The following is a 17,157-nucleotide window of genomic DNA, read 5'->3' as shown; positions in this document are numbered from 1 at the left end:
CACCTTTCACCAATATTCGCTTCCGCAGCGGCCGACAGTTTAAAATGCTGGCACCATTTACGCTACGGTTTACGAAAAAAATTATGCAACAACTTCTTTTGGCCTCCACCTCCCCTTACCGCAAAATGCTGCTGGAAAAACTGCATTTGCCGTTTATCACCGCCGCGCCGCAGGTTGATGAAGCGCCGCTGCCGGGCGAAAGCGCCGAAGCGCTGGTGCTACGCCTGGCCGCCGCCAAGGCGCAGGCGCTGGCGAACGCCTACCCCGACCACCTGATCATCGGCTCCGATCAGGTATGCGTGTTAAACGGACAGATTACGGGCAAGCCGCACAGCGAGGCGCAGGCCTGCGAACAGCTGCGCCAGGCCAGCGGCAATGTCGTCACCTTCTATACCGGACTGGCGCTGTACAACAGCCGTACGCAGCATCTGCAGGCGGTCTGCGAGCCGTATCAGGTGCATTTCCGCCCTCTCGGCGCGGAGGAGATCGCCCACTACGTACGTCTGGAGCAGCCGCTGAACTGCGCGGGCAGTTTCAAAAGCGAGGGGCTGGGCATTGCCCTGTTCGACAAGCTGACGGGCCGCGACCCCAACGCGCTGGTCGGGCTGCCGCTGATCGCCCTGCTGGAGATGTTGCGGGCCGAAGGGGTCAGCCCGCTGGCGTAGCGTTACTTCTGCGCCTGTTGGCGCAGCTGCTTCAGGCAGTGACGCAGTTGGTCATCCATCGGCGCTTCAATACGCAGCGTTTCGCCAGTGCCCGGATGCTCAAAACGCAGCGCCGCCGCATGCAGGAACAGCCGTTTCAGACCGGTCGGCGCCAGCTGACGGTCGAACTCCCGGTCGCCGTAACGGTCGTCAAAGGCGATCGGATGGCCGGCATGCAGCGTATGAACGCGGATCTGGTGGGTGCGCCCGGTGATCGGGCTGGCCTTGACCAGCGTGGCGAACGCAAAACGCTCCTCGACCTTGAAACGGGTTTCGGACGGTTTGCCTTCGCTGCTCACCCGCACCACCCGCTCGCCGCTTTGCAGAATATTCTTCAGCAGCGGCGCCTGCACCGCCTTGCAGTGGGACTGCCACTGGCCGCGCACCAGCGCCAAGTAATCCTTCTGCATGGTTTTCAGCCGCAGCTGTTCATGCAGCGCCCGCAGCGCCGAACGTTTTTTCGCCACCAGCAGCACGCCGGAGGTATCGCGGTCCAGCCGATGCACCAGCTCCAGGAAGCGCGCCTCCGGACGCAGCGCGCGCAGCCCTTCGATCACGCCGAAGCTCAGGCCGCTGCCGCCGTGCACCGCCGTGCCGGACGGTTTGTTCAGCAGCAGCACATGGTCGTCTTCATACAGGATGCAGTCGGCCAGCGCCGCCACTTTATCCAGCTTGGCGGACACCGGCGTCTCTTCGCGCTCGGCCACCCGCACCGGCGGTACGCGCACCACGTCGCCGGCCGCCAGCTTGTATTCCGCCTTGATGCGCCCTTTATTAACCCGCACCTCGCCCTTGCGCACGATGCGGTAGATCATGCTCTTCGGCACGCCTTTCAGGCGGGCCAGCAGAAAATTGTCGATTCGCTGACCCGCTTCGTCGTCAGAAACCGTGATGAATTGTACTGCAGGATTGTTCGTTTTCATGGGGCGGGATTCTAAATACAGCAGGTAAATAGCGCCACCTCTTTTTATATGCTTAACTGTCAGTCTGAGTGCGGAAGTCGCCGCAGTGAACAATAAGGCAGCAAGCCGGTTTGATCGTTTGCGATTTCTTCCGCAGTTAAGGCAAAGTCACCTTGCTATAACGGTATCAGCAGTGGAATAATGAGTTCGCTTTCCGCGTTGATTCTCGTTAAAGCAGAGTAAAATGCGGAATTACCAAGGTTTGTCTGATAACGCAAAAACGCAGCAATGGCGTAAGACGTAATGCGATATCAAACAATTAGCGGGCTGCGGGTTGCAGCTTGGCCGGCAAATGGAATGTGATCTGTCGACGTAAATCAGAGGCTATTCCCCGAGTAAAAGTGCTGTTTTTCACAAAGAAAAACAGGCTTACCGAGATAATGCGCCCCTATGCAGGCGACAACCGGGAGGTTGACGGCTTTGCGAGAAGACACGGGGTTTTCGGTTTTAACCCGGCCATAGAGGTTATGCCCAAATAGTTCAGGTGGCGCTAAAGCGGCGACCGCGCGCACGTTCGGCAGCATGGACGGGCGCGAGAGAAGGCCGCGACGCAAGGCAACCTGAATGATGACGGATATATTGCCCGCAGCTCTGTCGATAATGTAAAAAATAACGAGTAAGTTAAGATGAAAAGAATGTTGATTAACGCAACTCAGCAGGAAGAGTTGCGTGTTGCCCTTGTAGATGGACAGCGGCTGTACGATTTGGATATCGAAAGCCCGGGTCATGAGCAGAAAAAAGCGAACATTTACAAAGGCAAAATCACCCGTATTGAACCAAGTCTTGAAGCAGCGTTTGTTGACTACGGCGCAGAACGACATGGTTTCCTTCCTCTTAAAGAAATCGCCCGCGAATACTTCCCTAACAGCTATTCCTCCCATGGCCGCCCCAACATCAAAGATGTGCTGCGCGAAGGCCAGGAAGTGATTGTACAGGTTGATAAAGAAGAGCGCGGCAACAAAGGCGCCGCCCTGACCACCTTTATCAGCCTGGCCGGCAGCTATCTGGTGCTGATGCCGAACAACCCGCGCGCCGGCGGCATTTCCCGCCGTATCGAGGGCGACGACCGCACCGAACTGAAAGAAGCGCTCTCCTCGCTGCAACTGCCTGACGGCATGGGCCTGATCGTCCGCACCGCCGGCGTCGGCAAATCCGCCGAAGCGCTGCAGTGGGACCTGTCGTTCCGCCTCAAGCATTGGGAAGCCATCAAGAAAGCCGCCGAAGGCCGCCCTGCGCCGTTCCTGATTCACCAGGAAAGCAACGTTATCGTGCGCGCCTTCCGCGATTACCTGCGTCCTGATATCGGCGAAATCCTGATCGATAACCCGAAAATTCTCGATCTGGCGAAAGAGCACATCGCCGCGCTGGGCCGTCCGGACTTCAGCAGCAAAATTAAAATGTACAGCGGCGAAATCCCGCTGTTCAGCCACTACCAGATTGAGTCGCAGATCGAATCCGCCTTCCAGCGTGAAGTGCGCCTGCCTTCCGGCGGCTCCATCGTTATTGACACTACCGAAGCGCTGACCGCGATCGACATCAACTCCGCACGTGCCACCCGCGGCGGCGACATCGAAGAGACCGCGTTCAACACCAACCTGGAAGCGGCGGATGAAATTGCCCGTCAGCTGCGCCTGCGCGACCTCGGCGGCCTGATCGTCATCGACTTTATCGATATGACGCCGGTGCGCCACCAGCGCGAGGTGGAAAACCGCCTGCGTGATGCGGTGCGTCAGGACCGTGCACGCATTCAGATCGGTCGTATTTCCCGCTTCGGCCTGCTGGAGATGTCCCGCCAGCGCCTCAGCCCGTCGCTGGGCGAATCCAGCCACCACGTCTGCCCGCGCTGTAACGGCACCGGCACCGTGCGCGACAACGAATCGCTGGCGCTGTCCATCCTGCGTCTGATTGAAGAAGAAGCGCTGAAGGAAAACACCAAAGAAGTTCACGCCATCGTGCCGGTGCAGGTCGCCTCTTACCTGCTGAACGAAAAGCGTGAATCCGTCAGCGCCATTGAAAAACGCCAGGCCGGCGTGAAAGCCGTGATCGTGCCGAACGATCAGATGCAAACGCCGCATTACTCGGTACTGCGCGTGCGCAAAGGCGAAGAAACGTCAACCCTGAGCTATCTGCTGCCGAAGCTGCATGAAGAAGAGATGGTGCAGCCGCTGGAAGAAACGCCGATGGAGCGCAAGCGTCCTGAGCAACCGGCACTGGCCTCCTTCTCTCTCGGCGCCGACGCACCGCCGCCGGCGGCTGAATCCGCCCCGGTGAAAAAACCGGCCGCCAACCAGCCGGCCGCGCCGGCAGCCGCCGCAGCACCTGGCCTGCTGAGCCGCTTCTTCAGCGGTCTGAAATCGCTGTTCGCCGGTGAAGAACCACAGCCGGCAGTCGAGGAAAAACCAGCTGAAACCGCGAAGAGCAGCAGCGGCGAAAACCGCCGCCAGGATCGTCGCAGCCAACGTCGTCAGGGTTCCGGCCGTAAAGAACGCGGCGAGCGTGGTGAACGTAGCGAGCGCAATGAGCGCGGCGAGCGTAAAGAACGCAGCGAGCGTAAAGAACGCGGCGAAGGCCGTGAGCGTGACAACCGCGAAGGACGCGACCGCGATAACCGCGAGTCGCGTGACGAGCAGCGCCGCAACCGTCGTAACGCCGCGAATAACGCGCCGGCGGGCGCCGATGCGCCCGTTATTGATGAAGCCGCTAAAGCGCAGCGCGAAGAGCAACAGCAGCAGCGCCGCGAGCAGCGCGCCGAGCGTCAGCGTCGTCGTCAGGAAGAGAAGCGTCAGGCGCAGCAAGAAGTGCAGCAGCTGGAGAAAGCCGCAGTCGAACCGGTAGCGGCCGCTGAAGAGGATAAGGAAGACCGCCATCAGCAGCCGGCGCAGCGTCGTCAACGCCGCCAGCTGTCGCAGAAGGTGCGTATCCTGTCCGCGGAAGAAGAGCTGCAGCGTGCAGCGGAAGAACTGTTAGCGCCAAAAGCGCCGGCGGCAACCGCTGAGGAAAGCAAAGCGCCAGCGGCAGACGACAGCGTCAAGCTGCTGCCGGAAACCGTCGCCGTAACCGGCGAAGAAGAAGCGCAGGAAAACCGTAACGGTGAAAACGGCATGCCGCGTCGCTCACGTCGTTCACCGCGCCATCTGCGCGTGAGCGGTCAGCGCCGCCGTCGTTACCGCGACGAGCGTTACCCAACCCAGTCGCCGATGCCGCTGGCGGCAGCCTTTGCTTCGCCGGAAATGGCCTCTGGCAAGGTATGGATCGGTTACCCTGTCACAACAGCTGCGCAACCGGTTGAAGAGACAGAAGTTAAATCGCCATCCGCCGACATCGTTGAGCAGCCGGCAGCGGAAACCGCCGCCAGCGTTGCCGCGCCTGTCATCGCCGCTGCTCAGGATGAGGTTCAGGCACCAGCCGCTGCTGCGGCCGCCGCCAGCGTCGAGCCGGAGGAAAGCACGCCAGCCGCCGCTCTGCCGCAGGAAGAGGTCAAAGCGCCTCAGCCGGCAGCCGTAGAAGCACCGGCCGACGTCGCCAGCGATGCAGAACCTGTCGCTGAAGCCGTACCGTCTCAGCCTGAAGAACAGCCTGCTGCGCCTGTCGCCGTTGCGCCGGCAGCCGACAACGCTGCTGCTGAAGAACAAGCGGTGACAGAACAGGCCGTTGAGGAAGCGACCATTGCGGCACCGACCGAAGCAGTCGTCACCAAACCAGCTCCGCAGCCGGTAAGCGATGAGACGGCGGCAACCCCGGCGCCAGCCATCGTGGCCCAGCCAGCAGAGACGCGCTATAAGCACATCGCCAGCGCGCCGATGACTAAAGCACCGGCACCGGCTTACCAGCCGGAAGCGCCGAAGCACAGCGACTGGCAGCGCCCGGCGTTTAATTTCGACGGCAAAGGCAGCGCCGGTGGCCACTCGGCAGTAAGCCAGGCTACCGCCCCGGCCACCAAGCCGCAGCCGGTTAACGACTAAGTTAAACCGTGAAAAAAACCCGCCAATTTTGGCGGGTTTTTTATTGTGCGGCATTCAGGCAATTTTTTTCAGCTGTTTGATATCCAACGAGTCCAATTTACCGTCAATCTGGCGGACAAAGTGTTGGAAGTGTTCGGTGGCGTTATGCTTATCCAACGCCTCAGCGCTGGCCCAGCGCTCGAAGAATACAAAGGTGCCGGGCTTATCCAGCTCACGGTGTAGGTCGTACTGCAGATTTCCCAATTCCTGACGGCTGGCGTCGATAATCTGATGTACGGCATCATTAACATCATCAATAAACTCCGCTTTGGCCTGCAAAGTGGCCACCACGCGAATCTCCATTTCATCCTCCTAGGAAGTAAGTAGCAAAAGTCATCGTCAAGACGATTACTATGCGCCCGTTTATCTATTGTTTTCAACTTTGGTTAACAAACAGATGCATCAAGAGCGCTTTCCGCTTATGCTTACACCCCGGCGTGAATAACCCCCATTATTCGCTTTTACTTAGACGTATTTCTGACCGCCGGAGCCTTGCACCATGACAGCACAACCTCAAGCCATGAAAATTCGCCGCCCTGACGACTGGCACATCCATCTGCGTGATGATGAGATGTTGAAAACGGTCCTGCCCTATACCAGTCAGGTATTCGGCCGCGCGATTGTAATGCCGAACCTGGCTCCGCCGATCACCACGCTTGAAGCCGCACAGCGTTATCGCGACCGCATCCTGGCGGCAGTGCCGGCGGAACACAATTTCACCCCGCTGATGACCTGCTACCTGACCGACTCTCTGTCGGCCGACGTGCTGACGGAAGGGTTTAAGCAAGGCATTTTCACCGCCGCCAAACTCTACCCCGCTAACGCCACCACCAACTCTAACCACGGCGTCAGCGACGTAACGGGTATCTACCCACTGTTTGAGCAGATGCAGAAAATCGGCATGCCGCTGCTGATCCATGGTGAAGTGACCGACGCCGGTGTGGATATCTTCGACCGTGAAGCCCGCTTTATCGCCCAGGTGATGGAGCCGATCCGCCGTCAGTTCCCGGAGCTGAAGATCGTCTTTGAGCACATCACCACCAAAGAGGCGGCTGAATACGTCCAGGCCGGCGACCGCTTCCTCGGCGCCACCATCACGCCGCAGCACCTGATGTTCAACCGTAACCATATGCTGGTGGGCGGCATCCGTCCGCACCTGTTCTGCCTGCCGATCCTCAAGCGCAATATCCACCAGGAAGCGCTGCGCAAGGCGGTAGCCAGCGGCTCCGACCGTTTCTTCCTCGGCACCGATTCCGCGCCGCACGCCAAGCACCGCAAAGAATCCAGCTGCGGCTGCGCCGGGGTGTTCAATGCGCCAAGCGCCATGCCGGCCTACGCCACGGTGTTTGAACAGTTAGGCGCGCTGGAACACCTGGAAGCCTTCTGTTCACTCAACGGACCGCGCTTCTACGGCTTACCGGTCAACGAAGACTTTATCGAACTGCAGCGCGTCCCTAGCATGCAGCCGGAAGAGATTGCGCTGGGCAACGAGTCGATCGTGCCGTTCCTGGCGGGCGAAAGCGTTAACTGGACGGTAACCGCCAGCTAATCTTTTTTATTTATCACGCCCTCTTGCTCCCGACGCGGGTTAACTGTATAAATAAACAGTAGATAACTTCGGGGGCAATAATGCGTGTTGAAGTAACCATAGACAAGACCAGGCCGCTGCCGCCGGGGGCGATAGAAGCCCTTAACGGTGAATTAAGCAAACGGATTAACCGTCAGTTTCCGGATACGGTGGTTCAGGTCAGGTATTCCGGCGCCAACGGGCTTTCCGTTCTCGGCGGCCTCAAGACAGATAAGGATCTGATCGCCGAGATTCTCCAGGAAACCTGGGAAAGCGCCGACGATTGGTTCAGTGCCGAATAATACTGCAATGCTGTTTTTGCCGGGGGGTCGCTCTCCGGCTTTTTTATACCTGTAACCCGCCAACCGGGATGAAATTAGCTGGAATAAAAACGCCATCTGATCTGTAATAAGGATGGGTGCGGGCGCTATTACAACAGGAGGTCTCTTTCCATGGCCCTGGACAAAGAAAAATCAGAAGAAGCAATGACCTTCGGCGAACTGCTGACGGTTATCGCCGATCAAAAACGGCGCCTTAACGTGCTGGAAGTCGCCTTCTCCTATCTGGCCTTTGGGCTGGATGACAAGGCGAATCAACTGCTGATCCACAGCCTGAAGCTGGAAGCGCAAAACCAGAACCGCGATGCCGAAACGCAACAACACTTCGCCCAGCTGGCCGGCGAACTGGAAAAACATCTTCAGCCTCCCGCCGCTTCCCCTGCGGCAGAGTAAACCGTCGTTCTACGGCTTGTCGTTCCGAGAAACGGCAAGCTGCCCCCCTCTCTTTTGCTGAATTATTGCGCAAACACGTCATTATTTAACAAATTTTCATCGGAAAAGCCGCATCAGACAACCACGAAGCGTATACTGTAAAGGCTCCTCATGAAGATGAGCCGCATCGATCCTCGTTAGTCACTCGCGTTAGTTACTACTCAATAAGGGGTCTTTATGGACAGAAATGATGAAGTTATTCAGACACACCCGCTTGTTGGATGGGATATCAGCACCGTTGACGTTTACGACGCCATGATGATACGCCTTCATTACCTGTCTTCGCTAGACCAAACGCCCGAGGAAGCCCAAGTAGACAGAACGCTTTGGTTAACCACAGATGTCGCCCGACAATTGATAAATATCCTAGAGGCGGGCATCGCAAAAATCGAATCGACGGAATACCAGGATCTTGATCGTAAAAAACACTGATTCATTAAGCCAAACGTCCTAAGCGCCGGTGAACATTCCCGGCGCTTTTTCTTTATCTACCGCCGACAACGGGTGCATTGGCGCGCCCAACCTTTTATCATGCTGAGTTCAGCAAAGCGCAACAGTGAGGATAGGTTACGTGGAATATGATTTAATCGTCGTCGGCAGCGGTTCCGTTGGCGCCGCCGCTGGCTACTACGCCACGCAGGCAGGGTTGAAAGTGCTGATGATCGACAGCGAAATCCCCCCGCACAGCAACGGCAGCCACCACGGCGATACGCGTATTATTCGCCATGCCTACGGCGAAGGTGAACGATATGTTCCGTTATTGCTGCGTGCGCAGGCCCTGTGGAACGGCCTGACGCGGGACAGCGGCGAGCAGCTGTTCCACGCCTGCGGCGTGCTCAACCTGGGCCCCAAAGACGCCGAGTTTATTGCCAACGCCCAACAAAGCGCGCGCACTTTCCGCCTGAACACCCAACTGCTGAGCGCCGACGACGTGCAACAGCGCTGGCCTGAATTCAACGCGCCGGCGCACTACGTCGGCGTCTTCGAGCCGGACGCCGGCTTTCTGCGCTCCGAACGGGCCATCGCGCAATATATCCGCCTGGCGCAAGAGGCCGGCTGCAGCCAGCTGTTTAACTGTCCGGTCACGGCGGTTAACGCCATTGACGGCGGCGTAGAAGTCACCACGGCGGAAGGCCGCTATCAGGCGAAAAAAGCTCTGGTCGCCGCCGGCACCTGGGTAAAAGCGCTGTTGCCGCAGCTGCCGGTCACGCCGCTGCGTAAAGTATTTTCCTGGCACCAGGCCGACGGGCGCTACAGCGAACCCAACCGCTTCCCGGCCTTTACCGTTGAGGCGCAGGACGGCTGCCACTATTACGGCTTCCCTGCCGATAACGACGGCCTGAAAGTCGGCAAACACAACGGCGGCCAGCCGATTGAAACGCCGGAGCAGCGCCGGGCCTTCGGCAGCGTCGCCAGCGACGGCAGCGAAGTATTTAACTTCCTGCGCCAGCATCTGCCCGGCGTCGGCGTGTGCCTGCACGGCAAAGTCTGTACCTATGATATGAGTCCGGACGAGGACTTTATTATTGATACCGTTCCCGACAGTGAAAATATGATGGTGATTACCGGGCTTAGCGGGCATGGCTTTAAGTTTGCCAGCGTGCTGGGTGAAATCGCCGCGCTGTTTGCGCAGGACAAAGCCATTCCGTTCGATCTGACGCCGTTCTCGCTGCAGCGTTTTAACTAACCGCGCTAACGCAATCGCAGCCGTTGCCCGCCTCGGCTGCGATATTTCCCCTGCCGTTGACATCCCTTCGGCACCTATCCACGGAAAAAGCTGGCGCAACAATCCAGATTTCCGAATTGATTGGCACCAGGCTCCCCCCTATTTTACCTATGCTTGGTATTATTTGCCCGATCACAAGGATGTCAGCATGAAACTACTCGTCGTGGACGAATGCGGTTATACCCGCCTCGGCATCGCCAGCTATCTGGCCGATAACGCCGCCAATACCGTAACTGGCTGTGATACGCTCAGCGCCGCGGTGCAGCATCTGTCCAGCGATAACCCCTCGCATATCCTGCTGAACCTGACCCACTACTGCCGGCCAAATCTAGACAATCCCCGGTTACAGGCGCTGATCGACAGCGGTAATAACGCGGTGCTGTTTATCTACCTGGATGCTCCCTACCCTTACGGCGACCGGCCGATGCGCATCGCCGATAACGCCTTCCTGTTCAATAAGGCCGCATTGCCCAAAGCGCTGCGTATCCTGCGCGATACGCCGCATGCCTTGATGGAAAACAGCCTGCATTCGCTGTTCAGCCCGCAGGAGCTGACGGTCATGAAGTACTGGATGGCGGAGGAGCCAAACTACCGCATCGCCCGGAAGCTGCAGATCAGCTCGCATACCGTGTATGTGCATAAGCGGCATATCACGGAGAAGATTAACGCCCGTAACCGGCTGGAGTTTTATTCGCTGTACAACATCCTGCGATATTTTTATCCGCCCGATGCGCCCGCAGTGCGCATGGCGGGCTGAACAGTAGAGCGTCAGCCGCGCCAAATGCGTTAGCGTCGCGTCATTCCGCCTGGCGTTCCGCCGCCCTTTCGTCGCGGCCATCACCCAGAATTACCGCTATCTTCCTGCCGTTTTCACTGGCTTCCAGCGCGATGCGCGCAATGATGGTGAGCGGCACCGACAGCAGCATCCCCACCGGCCCCAGCAACCACCCCCAGAAAATCAGCGAGAGAAAGACCACCAGCGTCGACAGGCCAAGACCGCGCCCCATCACCCGCGGTTCGAGGATATTACCAATCACCAGGTTGATCAGTACAAAGCCGCCGGCCACCACCAATGCATCGCCAAAGCCGTTAAATAACAGCGCGGTGATCAACGGTGGAACGGCGGCGATCACCGAACCGATATTGGGAATAAAATTGAGCAGGAAAGCCAGCAGCCCCCAGATAAAGGCAAAGCGCACGTCGATAATCGCCAAAAAGATCCAGACAATCATGCCGGTCGCCAGGCTAATCGCCGTTTTGATCACCAGATAGTGCGTCACCCCCTGCACTGCCCGCTGCAGGTTGGCAATGCCCTGGGTCGGCCTACTCAATACCTGGCGCAGTTTCGCCGGCAGCAGCTGCACCTCAAACAGCATAAAGACCACTGTCATCAGCAGCAGGAAAATATTGGTCATCGCGCCGGAGAGATGGCTCAGCAGGCGCGTCACCAGATTCATCGTAGCGCTGGGATCAATATAATGCACGATCGCCTCCGCCGAGATGACGATATTGAAGCGATCCGCATAGCGCTGCAGCTCATGCATTTTTTCCGTCATCATACCGCGATACTGCGGCAGCGAACGGGCAAACTCATTCAGCGATGCCCCCATCATGCCGATAAACATCACCAGCACGATCACCACCAGCGTCACTAACAGCATCACGCCCAGCATGCGCGGCACCCGCCAGCGTTCCAGACGGGCAACCAACGGGTTTAGCACGATGGTTAAAAATACCGCCAGCAAAAACGGCACCACAATTTCCGAGGACATTTTAATCCCGGCAAGGATCACCACGATTGTCGCCAGCATAATCGCCAGTCGCAGCGGGCGATCGATGAATAGATTTCGGCTCAAGATAACATCCTTTTTTCCCGATAATAGGCAAACTGATGAAACATTTATTTTAACAAACTCCGCCGCAGGACTGTGGGTTAATCATCAGTTTTTATAACTCATCCGCGTGGAAAATCAGCGGATACCGACCAATAACGACAACGTTTTTCCAACCAGCAAGACGCGTTGCCGAACTCCTGCGCCTGGATTTACGCAACATGACAAAAATTGACAGTAAAATAGAAATTCGTTTTATTTCAATTTACAACGCAAGTCATAGCCACCTCTTTTCCCTTTTCACTTCAACGATTACTTTGACTAATTTTTCCGATCTTGTGCAAATCCACTGACTAATATTATCAAGTCGTAACATAGTTAAATTTATTATTGATTTTATGTTTTTTCCTGTTAATTATTGCAATCGGCAATAAGGAATTAAGGAAGTCCGATGCTTTGGAAAAATACCCCCGACCGTTTCGGTCATCTGTTTATCTTGATCCACTGGCTGGTCGCCCTTGTGGTGTACGGCATGTTTGCGCTTGGCCTATGGATGGTCACGCTGGGCTATTACGACGTGTGGTATCACCAGGCGCCGGAGATCCATAAGAGTATCGGCGTACTGCTGTTTATCGTTATGGTGGTGCGCGTCATCTGGCGCCTGATCTCTCCACCGCCGAAACCGCTGGCCAGCTATTCCCGCGTTACCCGCGTCGGCGCCGTGCTGGCGCACCTGGCGCTGTATGTCATTCTGTTCGCCATTCTGATCAGCGGCTATCTGATTTCTACCGCCGACGGTCAGGCGATCAGCGTATTCGGCTGGTTCGAGGTTCCCGCCAGCGTCACCGGCATGGGCGCTCAGGCCGATACCGCCGGGACGATTCATCTTTATCTGGCCTGGAGCGTCGTCGTGCTGTCGGTACTGCACGCTTTGGCCGCACTTAAGCATCACTTTGTGGATCGTGATGTCACTTTGAAACGGATGCTGGGTCGCAGCGCCGATTAACCTACTTGGAATAATGGAGATAACCATGTTGAAAAAGACCGTATTAGGCCTGACCGCAGGCGCTCTACTGCTGAGCGCCGGTTCCGCGCTGGCCGCCAACTACAAAATCGACAAGCAGGGGCAGCACGCCTTTATTGAGTTCCGCATCCAGCACCTTGGCTACAGCTGGCTGTACGGCAGCTTCAAGGATTTTGACGGCGGCTTTACGTTCGATGAGAAAGATCCGTCCAAGGATAAGGTCAACGTCACCATCAACACCGCCAGCGTCGACACTAACCACGCAGAGCGTGACAAGCACCTGCGCAGCGCCGAATTCCTCAACGTGGAAAAGAACAAGCAGGCGAAGTTTGAATCCACCGAAGTGAAAAAAGACGGTGACGGCTACGCCGTGGTCGGCAACCTGACGCTCAACGGCGTCACCAAGCCGGTTACGCTGGACGCCAAGCTGATTGGCCAGGGCAATGACCCATGGGGCGGCTACCGTGCCGGCTTTGAAGCCAACGGTAAAATCAAGCTGAAAGACTTCGGCATCACCACCGATCTCGGCCCGGCCTCACAAGAGGTTGAGCTGATCATCTCCGTCGAAGGCGTACGCGAGAAATAACTAACAACAAGGGCGCGGTTCTGCCGCGCCCTTCTGTCATCACCGCCCTTCGGCAACGATTATTTATCTTCCGGATCCGGAATATGCATGGTGGTCTGCAACAGCCCTTTTGACTTGTTGAAGATCTTCACGCCGTTCTCCCGCCCGGCGCGACGCGCACGCTGCTCTTCGCGCGGCAGTTTCAGCTCTTCACGACAGATTTCGCTGCAGCAGCCTTCAAACTTGGCGGCGCAGCTCGGGCACTGGATAAACAGCAGGTGGCAGCCGTCATTCTTGCAGTTGGTATGGCTGTCGCACGGCGCACCGCACTGGTGGCAGTGGGCGATAACATCGTCCGAAATCCGCTCGCCCATCCGCTCGTCAAACACGAAGTTCTTGCCGATAAACTTCAGCGGCAGCCCCTGCTCTTTAGCACGACGGGTATATTCAATAATGCCGCCTTCCACGTGATAAATGTTTTTGAAGCCGTTATGCAGCATGTAAGCGCTGGCCTTTTCACAGCGGATGCCGCCGGTGCAGTACATGACAATATTCTTGTCTTTCTGATCCTGCAGCATTTCCACCGCCATCGGCAGCTGGTCGCGGAAGGTGTCGGAAGGCACTTCAATGGCGTTTTCAAAATGCCCCACTTCGTACTCATAGTGGTTGCGCATATCGACAAACAGCGTGTTCGGATCGTCGATCATGGCATTGACCCGATCGGCCTTCAGATACTCGCCCACGTTAGAAGGATCGAAGCTGTCATCGTCGATACCGTCGGCGACAATACGCTCGCGCACCTTAAGGCGCAGCACCCAGAAGGACTTACCGTCATCTTCCAGCGCGATGTTCAAACGCACCTGATCCAGCGCCGGGTGTGAGGCAAACAGCGCCGTTTTAAACGCCTCAAAATGGCTCTGCGGCACGCTGATCTGCGCGTTGATGCCCTCTTTCGCCACATAAATACGGCCGAACACCTTCAGTTTTTCAAACTGAATATACAGGCTGTCGCGAAAGGCTTTAGGATCGTCGATGGTGAAGTATTTATAAAAAGAAACCGTGGTGCGCGGCTCGGTTTCAGCCAGCATGCGCGCCTTCAGTTCCTCATTAGAGATTCGGTTATGTAACACTGGCATGGTGTACGTTCCTGTTCTTTCTGAGGGAAATAATCGCCGCGCGTCGCCCCCGGAGCGGCGCGCGGCGCACATCATACCTGAAAATATCAGGCAGCACATCATGAACTGCCCGGCCAGCCTGACGGCTGCTAAACTTGATGCAGTTCACACATCCACCTACGGATAGTGCCGGCACCCGATGCCATGTACCGCGAAAAGAGGATATCAATGAGCCAGCTATTCAAACCCATTTCCCTGGGGAAACTCGCCCTGCCGAACCGCATTATTATCGCCCCGATGTGCCAATATTCCGCCCAAGAGGGGGCAGCGACGCCTTGGCATACCATGCACCTGGGCAGCCTGGCAATGTCCGGCGCCGGCCTGCTGATTGTCGAGGCGACGGCGGTATCGCCGGAAGGACGCATCTCGCCGCAGGATCTGGGGTTGTGGGACAATACCACCGAACAGGCGCTGGCCGAGGTCGTCAATGCGGTCAGACAGCATGCCACCATGCCGCTGGGCATTCAGCTGGGCCACGCCGGACGTAAAGCCTCCACCGCCGTTCCCTGGGAAGGCGGCGGCCAGATTGGCCAGGCAAACGGCGGCTGGCAGACGATTGCCCCCTCCGCAACGCCGTTCCATGCCGAGGATGAAGCGCCGGAGGCGATGAGCCTGGCGCAGATCGACCTGCTGAAGCAGCAGTTTGTCGAGGCGGCCAAACGCGCCGATCGCCTGGGCTTTGAGCTGATTGAGCTGCATGGCGCCCACGGCTATCTGCTGCACCAGTTCCTGTCGCCGCTGGCCAATCAGCGTGATGACCAATATGGCGGCTCGCTGCAAAACCGTATGCGACTGCTGCTGGAAATTTTCAGCGAGGTACGCGCAGTCTTCCCGGCGCACAAAGCCGTCGGCGTACGCATCTCCGCCAGCGACTGGGTGCAGGACGGCTGGGATGAACAGCAGTCGGTGGCGCTGACCAAGGCGCTGAAAGAGCTGGGCTGTGACTATATCCACGTCTCCAGCGGCGGTCTGTCGCCGCAGCAGCAAATCCCCGTCGGCCCGAACTATCAGGTGCCCTTCGCCGAGACCATCAAACGCGAAGTCGGCCTGCCGACCATCGCCGTCGGCCTGATCACCGAACCGGAACAGGCTGAAGCGATCGTCGCCACCGGCCAGGCCGATATGGTGGGGCTGGCGCGCGGCATCCTGTATAACCCGCGCTGGCCATGGCACGCCGCAGCCAAGCTGGGCGCAAAAGCCAGCGCGCCGCCGCAGTACTGGCGTTCTGAACCTCATGTCCTGAAAGGGCTGTTCAACAGTAACTAAGCGCCTGACGGCAACGTCATGCTTCCCCGGGTCATTCAACCGAATGACCCGCCTTCTCTTCTCCCGCACGCCGGAAAAAATCCGCCGCAGAGCGCACCATAACCTAATTGAGGATTTTCCTGTCACGCCAGAAAATGCCACAATAACCATCATTACCGGCAGAAAATGATACGCGTGCACAGCGTCCATTAGGGCAACGGACCATGCTAATTCGCTGTTATTAAACCAATAATTACCAAAAAGCTGAGAATACATGACACAACTTCCTTCTTTTAATCGTTCCCTGCTGCATCCGCGTTATTGGCTGACCTGGTTCGGTATTGGTCTGTTATACCTGCTGGTATTGCTGCCTTACCCCGTCATTTACCGCCTTGGCACCTCGCTGGGCCGTTTCTCCATGCGCTTTCTGAAACGCCGCGTGACCATTGCGCAGCGCAATCTGACGCTGTGTTTCCCGGATATGCCGCAGGCGGAACGCGATGCGCTGGTAGTGAAGAATTTCGAGTCGGTCGGCATGGGTCTGTTTGAAACCGGCATGGCCTGGTTCTGGCCGGACTGGCGCATCAAGCGCTGGTGCCGCCCTGAGGGGCTGGAGCACATTCAGCAGGCCCGGGACAACCAGCAGGGGGTTCTGCTGATCGGTCTACATTTTTTAACGCTGGAGCTGGGCGCGCGCATTTTTGGCATCTACAACCCCGGCATCGGCGTTTATCGTCCGCATGACAACAAGCTGCTGGACTGGCTGCAGACCTGGGGTCGGATGCGCTCGAATAAATCGATGCTGGACCGCAAAGATATCAAGGGCATGATCCGCGCGCTCAAACAGGGCGATATCATCTGGTATGCGCCGGACCACGACTACGGCCCGCGCAGCAGCGTCTTCGCCCCGCTGTTCGCCGTAGAGCAGGCCGCCACCACCACCGGCAGCTATATGCTGGCGCGGATGGGCAAACCGGCAATTATCCCCTTCGCCCCGCGCCGCCTGCCGGACGGCCAGGGTTATGAATTACTGATTCAACCGGCGGTGGAAGACTTCCCGCTGGACAGCGAACTGAGCGCCGCCACCCGGATGAACCAGGTGGTGGAGCACGGTATTCTGCTGGCGCCGGACCAGTATATGTGGCTGCACCGCCGCTTTAAAACCCGTCCGGAAGGCCAACCTTCTCTGTATTAATGCTACCCGCCTAACGGCGGGTTTTTTATGTCTGATGACTTGAGCTACGAGTCAAACAGTGTGAAGGTAACGGTTACCAACGAACGCTAACCATGGAGCGCAGCATGTACATTGTCAGCCTGACCTACCACCGCCCGATTGAAGAGGTCGACAGCCATCTTGAGGGGCATATTGCCTGGCTGAAAAAATATTTTGCTCAGGGTGATTTTATCGCCGCCGGACGTAAAAATCCGCGCAACGGCGGCGTGATCCTCGCCAAACAGATGCCGCGCCCGCAGTTGGACGCCATTCTGGCGCAGGACCCGTTCACTGCCGTAGCTAACTACGAGGTGACCGAACTGGCGGTGACCGCCGCCGGCGAAGATTTCAACAACCTGCTCAACCAGTAATG

The 17,157-nt window shown here is 57.5% G+C and carries 17 protein-coding genes; 13 read left to right on the top strand and 4 right to left on the bottom strand.

What is annotated here, in order from left to right; genetic code table 11:
• The first annotated feature begins 83 nt into the window (after positions 1 to 83).
• Positions 84 to 665 (top strand): nucleoside triphosphate pyrophosphatase, encoded by a 582-nt coding sequence (locus tag D781_RS08710; protein ID WP_015671945.1) that lies wholly within the window; start codon positions 84 to 86, stop codon positions 663 to 665.
• Between the two features lie 2 nt (positions 666 to 667).
• Here D781_RS08710 and rluC read toward each other — a convergent pair whose 3' ends face one another.
• Positions 668 to 1,627 carry a 23S rRNA pseudouridine(955/2504/2580) synthase RluC gene (rluC, locus tag D781_RS08705; RefSeq protein WP_015671944.1) on the bottom strand — a complete coding sequence of 320 codons (960 nt, stop codon included), beginning with the start codon at positions 1,625 to 1,627 and terminating at the stop codon, positions 668 to 670.
• Positions 1,628 to 2,292: 665 nt separating this feature from the next.
• On the opposite strand from rluC, the gene rne reads away from it, so the two are divergent.
• On the top strand, positions 2,293 to 5,628 hold the full coding sequence (rne, locus tag D781_RS08695; protein WP_015671943.1) for a ribonuclease E: 3,336 nt from the start codon (positions 2,293 to 2,295) through the stop codon (positions 5,626 to 5,628).
• 54 nt (positions 5,629 to 5,682) lie between these two features.
• On the opposite strand, the gene D781_RS08690 is transcribed toward rne, so the two are convergent.
• On the bottom strand, positions 5,683 to 5,970 hold the full coding sequence (locus D781_RS08690; RefSeq protein WP_015671942.1) for a putative quinol monooxygenase: 288 nt from the start codon (positions 5,968 to 5,970) through the stop codon (positions 5,683 to 5,685).
• A 196-nt stretch (positions 5,971 to 6,166) separates the two neighbouring features.
• On the opposite strand from D781_RS08690, the gene pyrC reads away from it, so the two are divergent.
• From pyrC to D781_RS08660, 6 genes are all read left to right on the top strand, one after another.
• Positions 6,167 to 7,216 carry a dihydroorotase gene (gene pyrC / locus D781_RS08685; protein WP_015671941.1) on the top strand — a complete coding sequence of 350 codons (1,050 nt, stop codon included), beginning with the start codon at positions 6,167 to 6,169 and terminating at the stop codon, positions 7,214 to 7,216.
• An 80-nt stretch (positions 7,217 to 7,296) separates the two neighbouring features.
• Complete coding sequence (gene dinI / locus D781_RS08680; RefSeq protein ID WP_015671940.1) at positions 7,297 to 7,536, top strand: DNA damage-inducible protein I; 240 nt, start codon at positions 7,297 to 7,299, stop codon at positions 7,534 to 7,536.
• A 150-nt stretch (positions 7,537 to 7,686) separates the two neighbouring features.
• Entirely contained in the window at positions 7,687 to 7,965 is a 279-nt protein-coding gene (locus tag D781_RS08675; protein ID WP_015671939.1) for a hypothetical protein, read from the top strand.
• Between the two features lie 216 nt (positions 7,966 to 8,181).
• The gene (gene bssS / locus D781_RS08670) at positions 8,182 to 8,436 is read left to right on the top strand and encodes a biofilm formation regulator BssS (RefSeq protein WP_015671938.1); all 255 of its coding nucleotides are present in this window, start codon (positions 8,182 to 8,184) and stop codon (positions 8,434 to 8,436) included.
• A gap of 139 nt (positions 8,437 to 8,575) precedes the next feature.
• Positions 8,576 to 9,691, top strand: coding sequence for an N-methyl-L-tryptophan oxidase (solA, locus tag D781_RS08665; protein WP_015671937.1), 1,116 nt, complete (start codon positions 8,576 to 8,578; stop codon positions 9,689 to 9,691).
• Positions 9,692 to 9,878: 187 nt separating this feature from the next.
• Positions 9,879 to 10,487, top strand: a complete 609-nt coding sequence (locus D781_RS08660) for a LuxR C-terminal-related transcriptional regulator (protein WP_015671936.1) — start codon at positions 9,879 to 9,881, stop codon at positions 10,485 to 10,487.
• 40 nt (positions 10,488 to 10,527) lie between these two features.
• Here the strand turns inward: D781_RS08660 and D781_RS08655 are convergent, their stop codons facing one another.
• Positions 10,528 to 11,586, bottom strand: coding sequence for an AI-2E family transporter (locus D781_RS08655; RefSeq protein WP_015671935.1), 1,059 nt, complete (start codon positions 11,584 to 11,586; stop codon positions 10,528 to 10,530).
• Positions 11,587 to 12,013: 427 nt separating this feature from the next.
• On the opposite strand from D781_RS08655, the gene D781_RS08650 reads away from it, so the two are divergent.
• Together D781_RS08650 and D781_RS08645 are read left to right on the top strand one after the other, a co-directional pair.
• Positions 12,014 to 12,568, top strand: a complete 555-nt coding sequence (locus D781_RS08650) for a cytochrome b (protein WP_015671934.1) — start codon at positions 12,014 to 12,016, stop codon at positions 12,566 to 12,568.
• 25 nt (positions 12,569 to 12,593) lie between these two features.
• Positions 12,594 to 13,172, top strand: coding sequence for a YceI family protein (locus D781_RS08645; protein ID WP_015671933.1), 579 nt, complete (start codon positions 12,594 to 12,596; stop codon positions 13,170 to 13,172).
• Positions 13,173 to 13,231: 59 nt separating this feature from the next.
• On the opposite strand, the gene D781_RS08640 is transcribed toward D781_RS08645, so the two are convergent.
• Entirely contained in the window at positions 13,232 to 14,287 is a 1,056-nt protein-coding gene (locus tag D781_RS08640; protein ID WP_015671932.1) for a rhodanese-related sulfurtransferase, read from the bottom strand.
• Between the two features lie 207 nt (positions 14,288 to 14,494).
• Between D781_RS08640 and D781_RS08635 the strand changes: the two genes are divergently transcribed.
• From D781_RS08635 to D781_RS08625, 3 genes are all read left to right on the top strand, one after another.
• Positions 14,495 to 15,592 carry an NADH:flavin oxidoreductase/NADH oxidase gene (locus tag D781_RS08635; RefSeq protein WP_015671931.1) on the top strand — a complete coding sequence of 366 codons (1,098 nt, stop codon included), beginning with the start codon at positions 14,495 to 14,497 and terminating at the stop codon, positions 15,590 to 15,592.
• 253 nt (positions 15,593 to 15,845) lie between these two features.
• Positions 15,846 to 16,766: a Kdo(2)-lipid IV(A) acyltransferase gene (locus tag D781_RS08630; RefSeq protein ID WP_015671930.1), complete on the top strand. Its 921-nt coding sequence runs from the start codon at positions 15,846 to 15,848 to the stop codon at positions 16,764 to 16,766.
• A gap of 104 nt (positions 16,767 to 16,870) precedes the next feature.
• A complete protein-coding gene (locus D781_RS08625) occupies positions 16,871 to 17,155 on the top strand; it encodes a YciI family protein (protein ID WP_015671929.1) in 285 nt (94 codons plus the stop codon).
• Positions 17,156 to 17,157: the final 2 nt, after the last annotated feature.

Origin of the sequence: Serratia sp. FGI94 (assembly GCF_000330865.1) — a bacterium.
GTDB lineage: Bacteria > Pseudomonadota > Gammaproteobacteria > Enterobacterales > Enterobacteriaceae > Serratia_B > Serratia_B rubidaea.
Note: the sequence above shows the minus strand (reverse complement) of the source record. Positions and strands in the feature narration are given on the sequence as shown.

Coding starts and splice junctions, on each gene's coding strand:
- dinI (WP_015671940.1), top strand. CDS start 7,297: ATGCGTGTTGAAGTAACCATAGACAAGACCAGGCCGCTGCCGCCGGGG.
- D781_RS08625 (WP_015671929.1), top strand. CDS start 16,871: ATGTACATTGTCAGCCTGACCTACCACCGCCCGATTGAAGAGGTCGAC.
- D781_RS08650 (WP_015671934.1), top strand. CDS start 12,014: ATGCTTTGGAAAAATACCCCCGACCGTTTCGGTCATCTGTTTATCTTG.
- D781_RS08635 (WP_015671931.1), top strand. CDS start 14,495: ATGAGCCAGCTATTCAAACCCATTTCCCTGGGGAAACTCGCCCTGCCG.
- D781_RS08630 (WP_015671930.1), top strand. CDS start 15,846: ATGACACAACTTCCTTCTTTTAATCGTTCCCTGCTGCATCCGCGTTAT.
- rluC (WP_015671944.1), bottom strand. CDS start 1,627: ATGAAAACGAACAATCCTGCAGTACAATTCATCACGGTTTCTGACGAC.
- D781_RS08675 (WP_015671939.1), top strand. CDS start 7,687: ATGGCCCTGGACAAAGAAAAATCAGAAGAAGCAATGACCTTCGGCGAA.
- rne (WP_015671943.1), top strand. CDS start 2,293: ATGAAAAGAATGTTGATTAACGCAACTCAGCAGGAAGAGTTGCGTGTT.
- pyrC (WP_015671941.1), top strand. CDS start 6,167: ATGACAGCACAACCTCAAGCCATGAAAATTCGCCGCCCTGACGACTGG.
- D781_RS08710 (WP_015671945.1), top strand. CDS start 84: ATGCAACAACTTCTTTTGGCCTCCACCTCCCCTTACCGCAAAATGCTG.
- D781_RS08640 (WP_015671932.1), bottom strand. CDS start 14,287: ATGCCAGTGTTACATAACCGAATCTCTAATGAGGAACTGAAGGCGCGC.
- D781_RS08645 (WP_015671933.1), top strand. CDS start 12,594: ATGTTGAAAAAGACCGTATTAGGCCTGACCGCAGGCGCTCTACTGCTG.
- D781_RS08660 (WP_015671936.1), top strand. CDS start 9,879: ATGAAACTACTCGTCGTGGACGAATGCGGTTATACCCGCCTCGGCATC.
- D781_RS08690 (WP_015671942.1), bottom strand. CDS start 5,970: ATGGAGATTCGCGTGGTGGCCACTTTGCAGGCCAAAGCGGAGTTTATT.
- bssS (WP_015671938.1), top strand. CDS start 8,182: ATGGACAGAAATGATGAAGTTATTCAGACACACCCGCTTGTTGGATGG.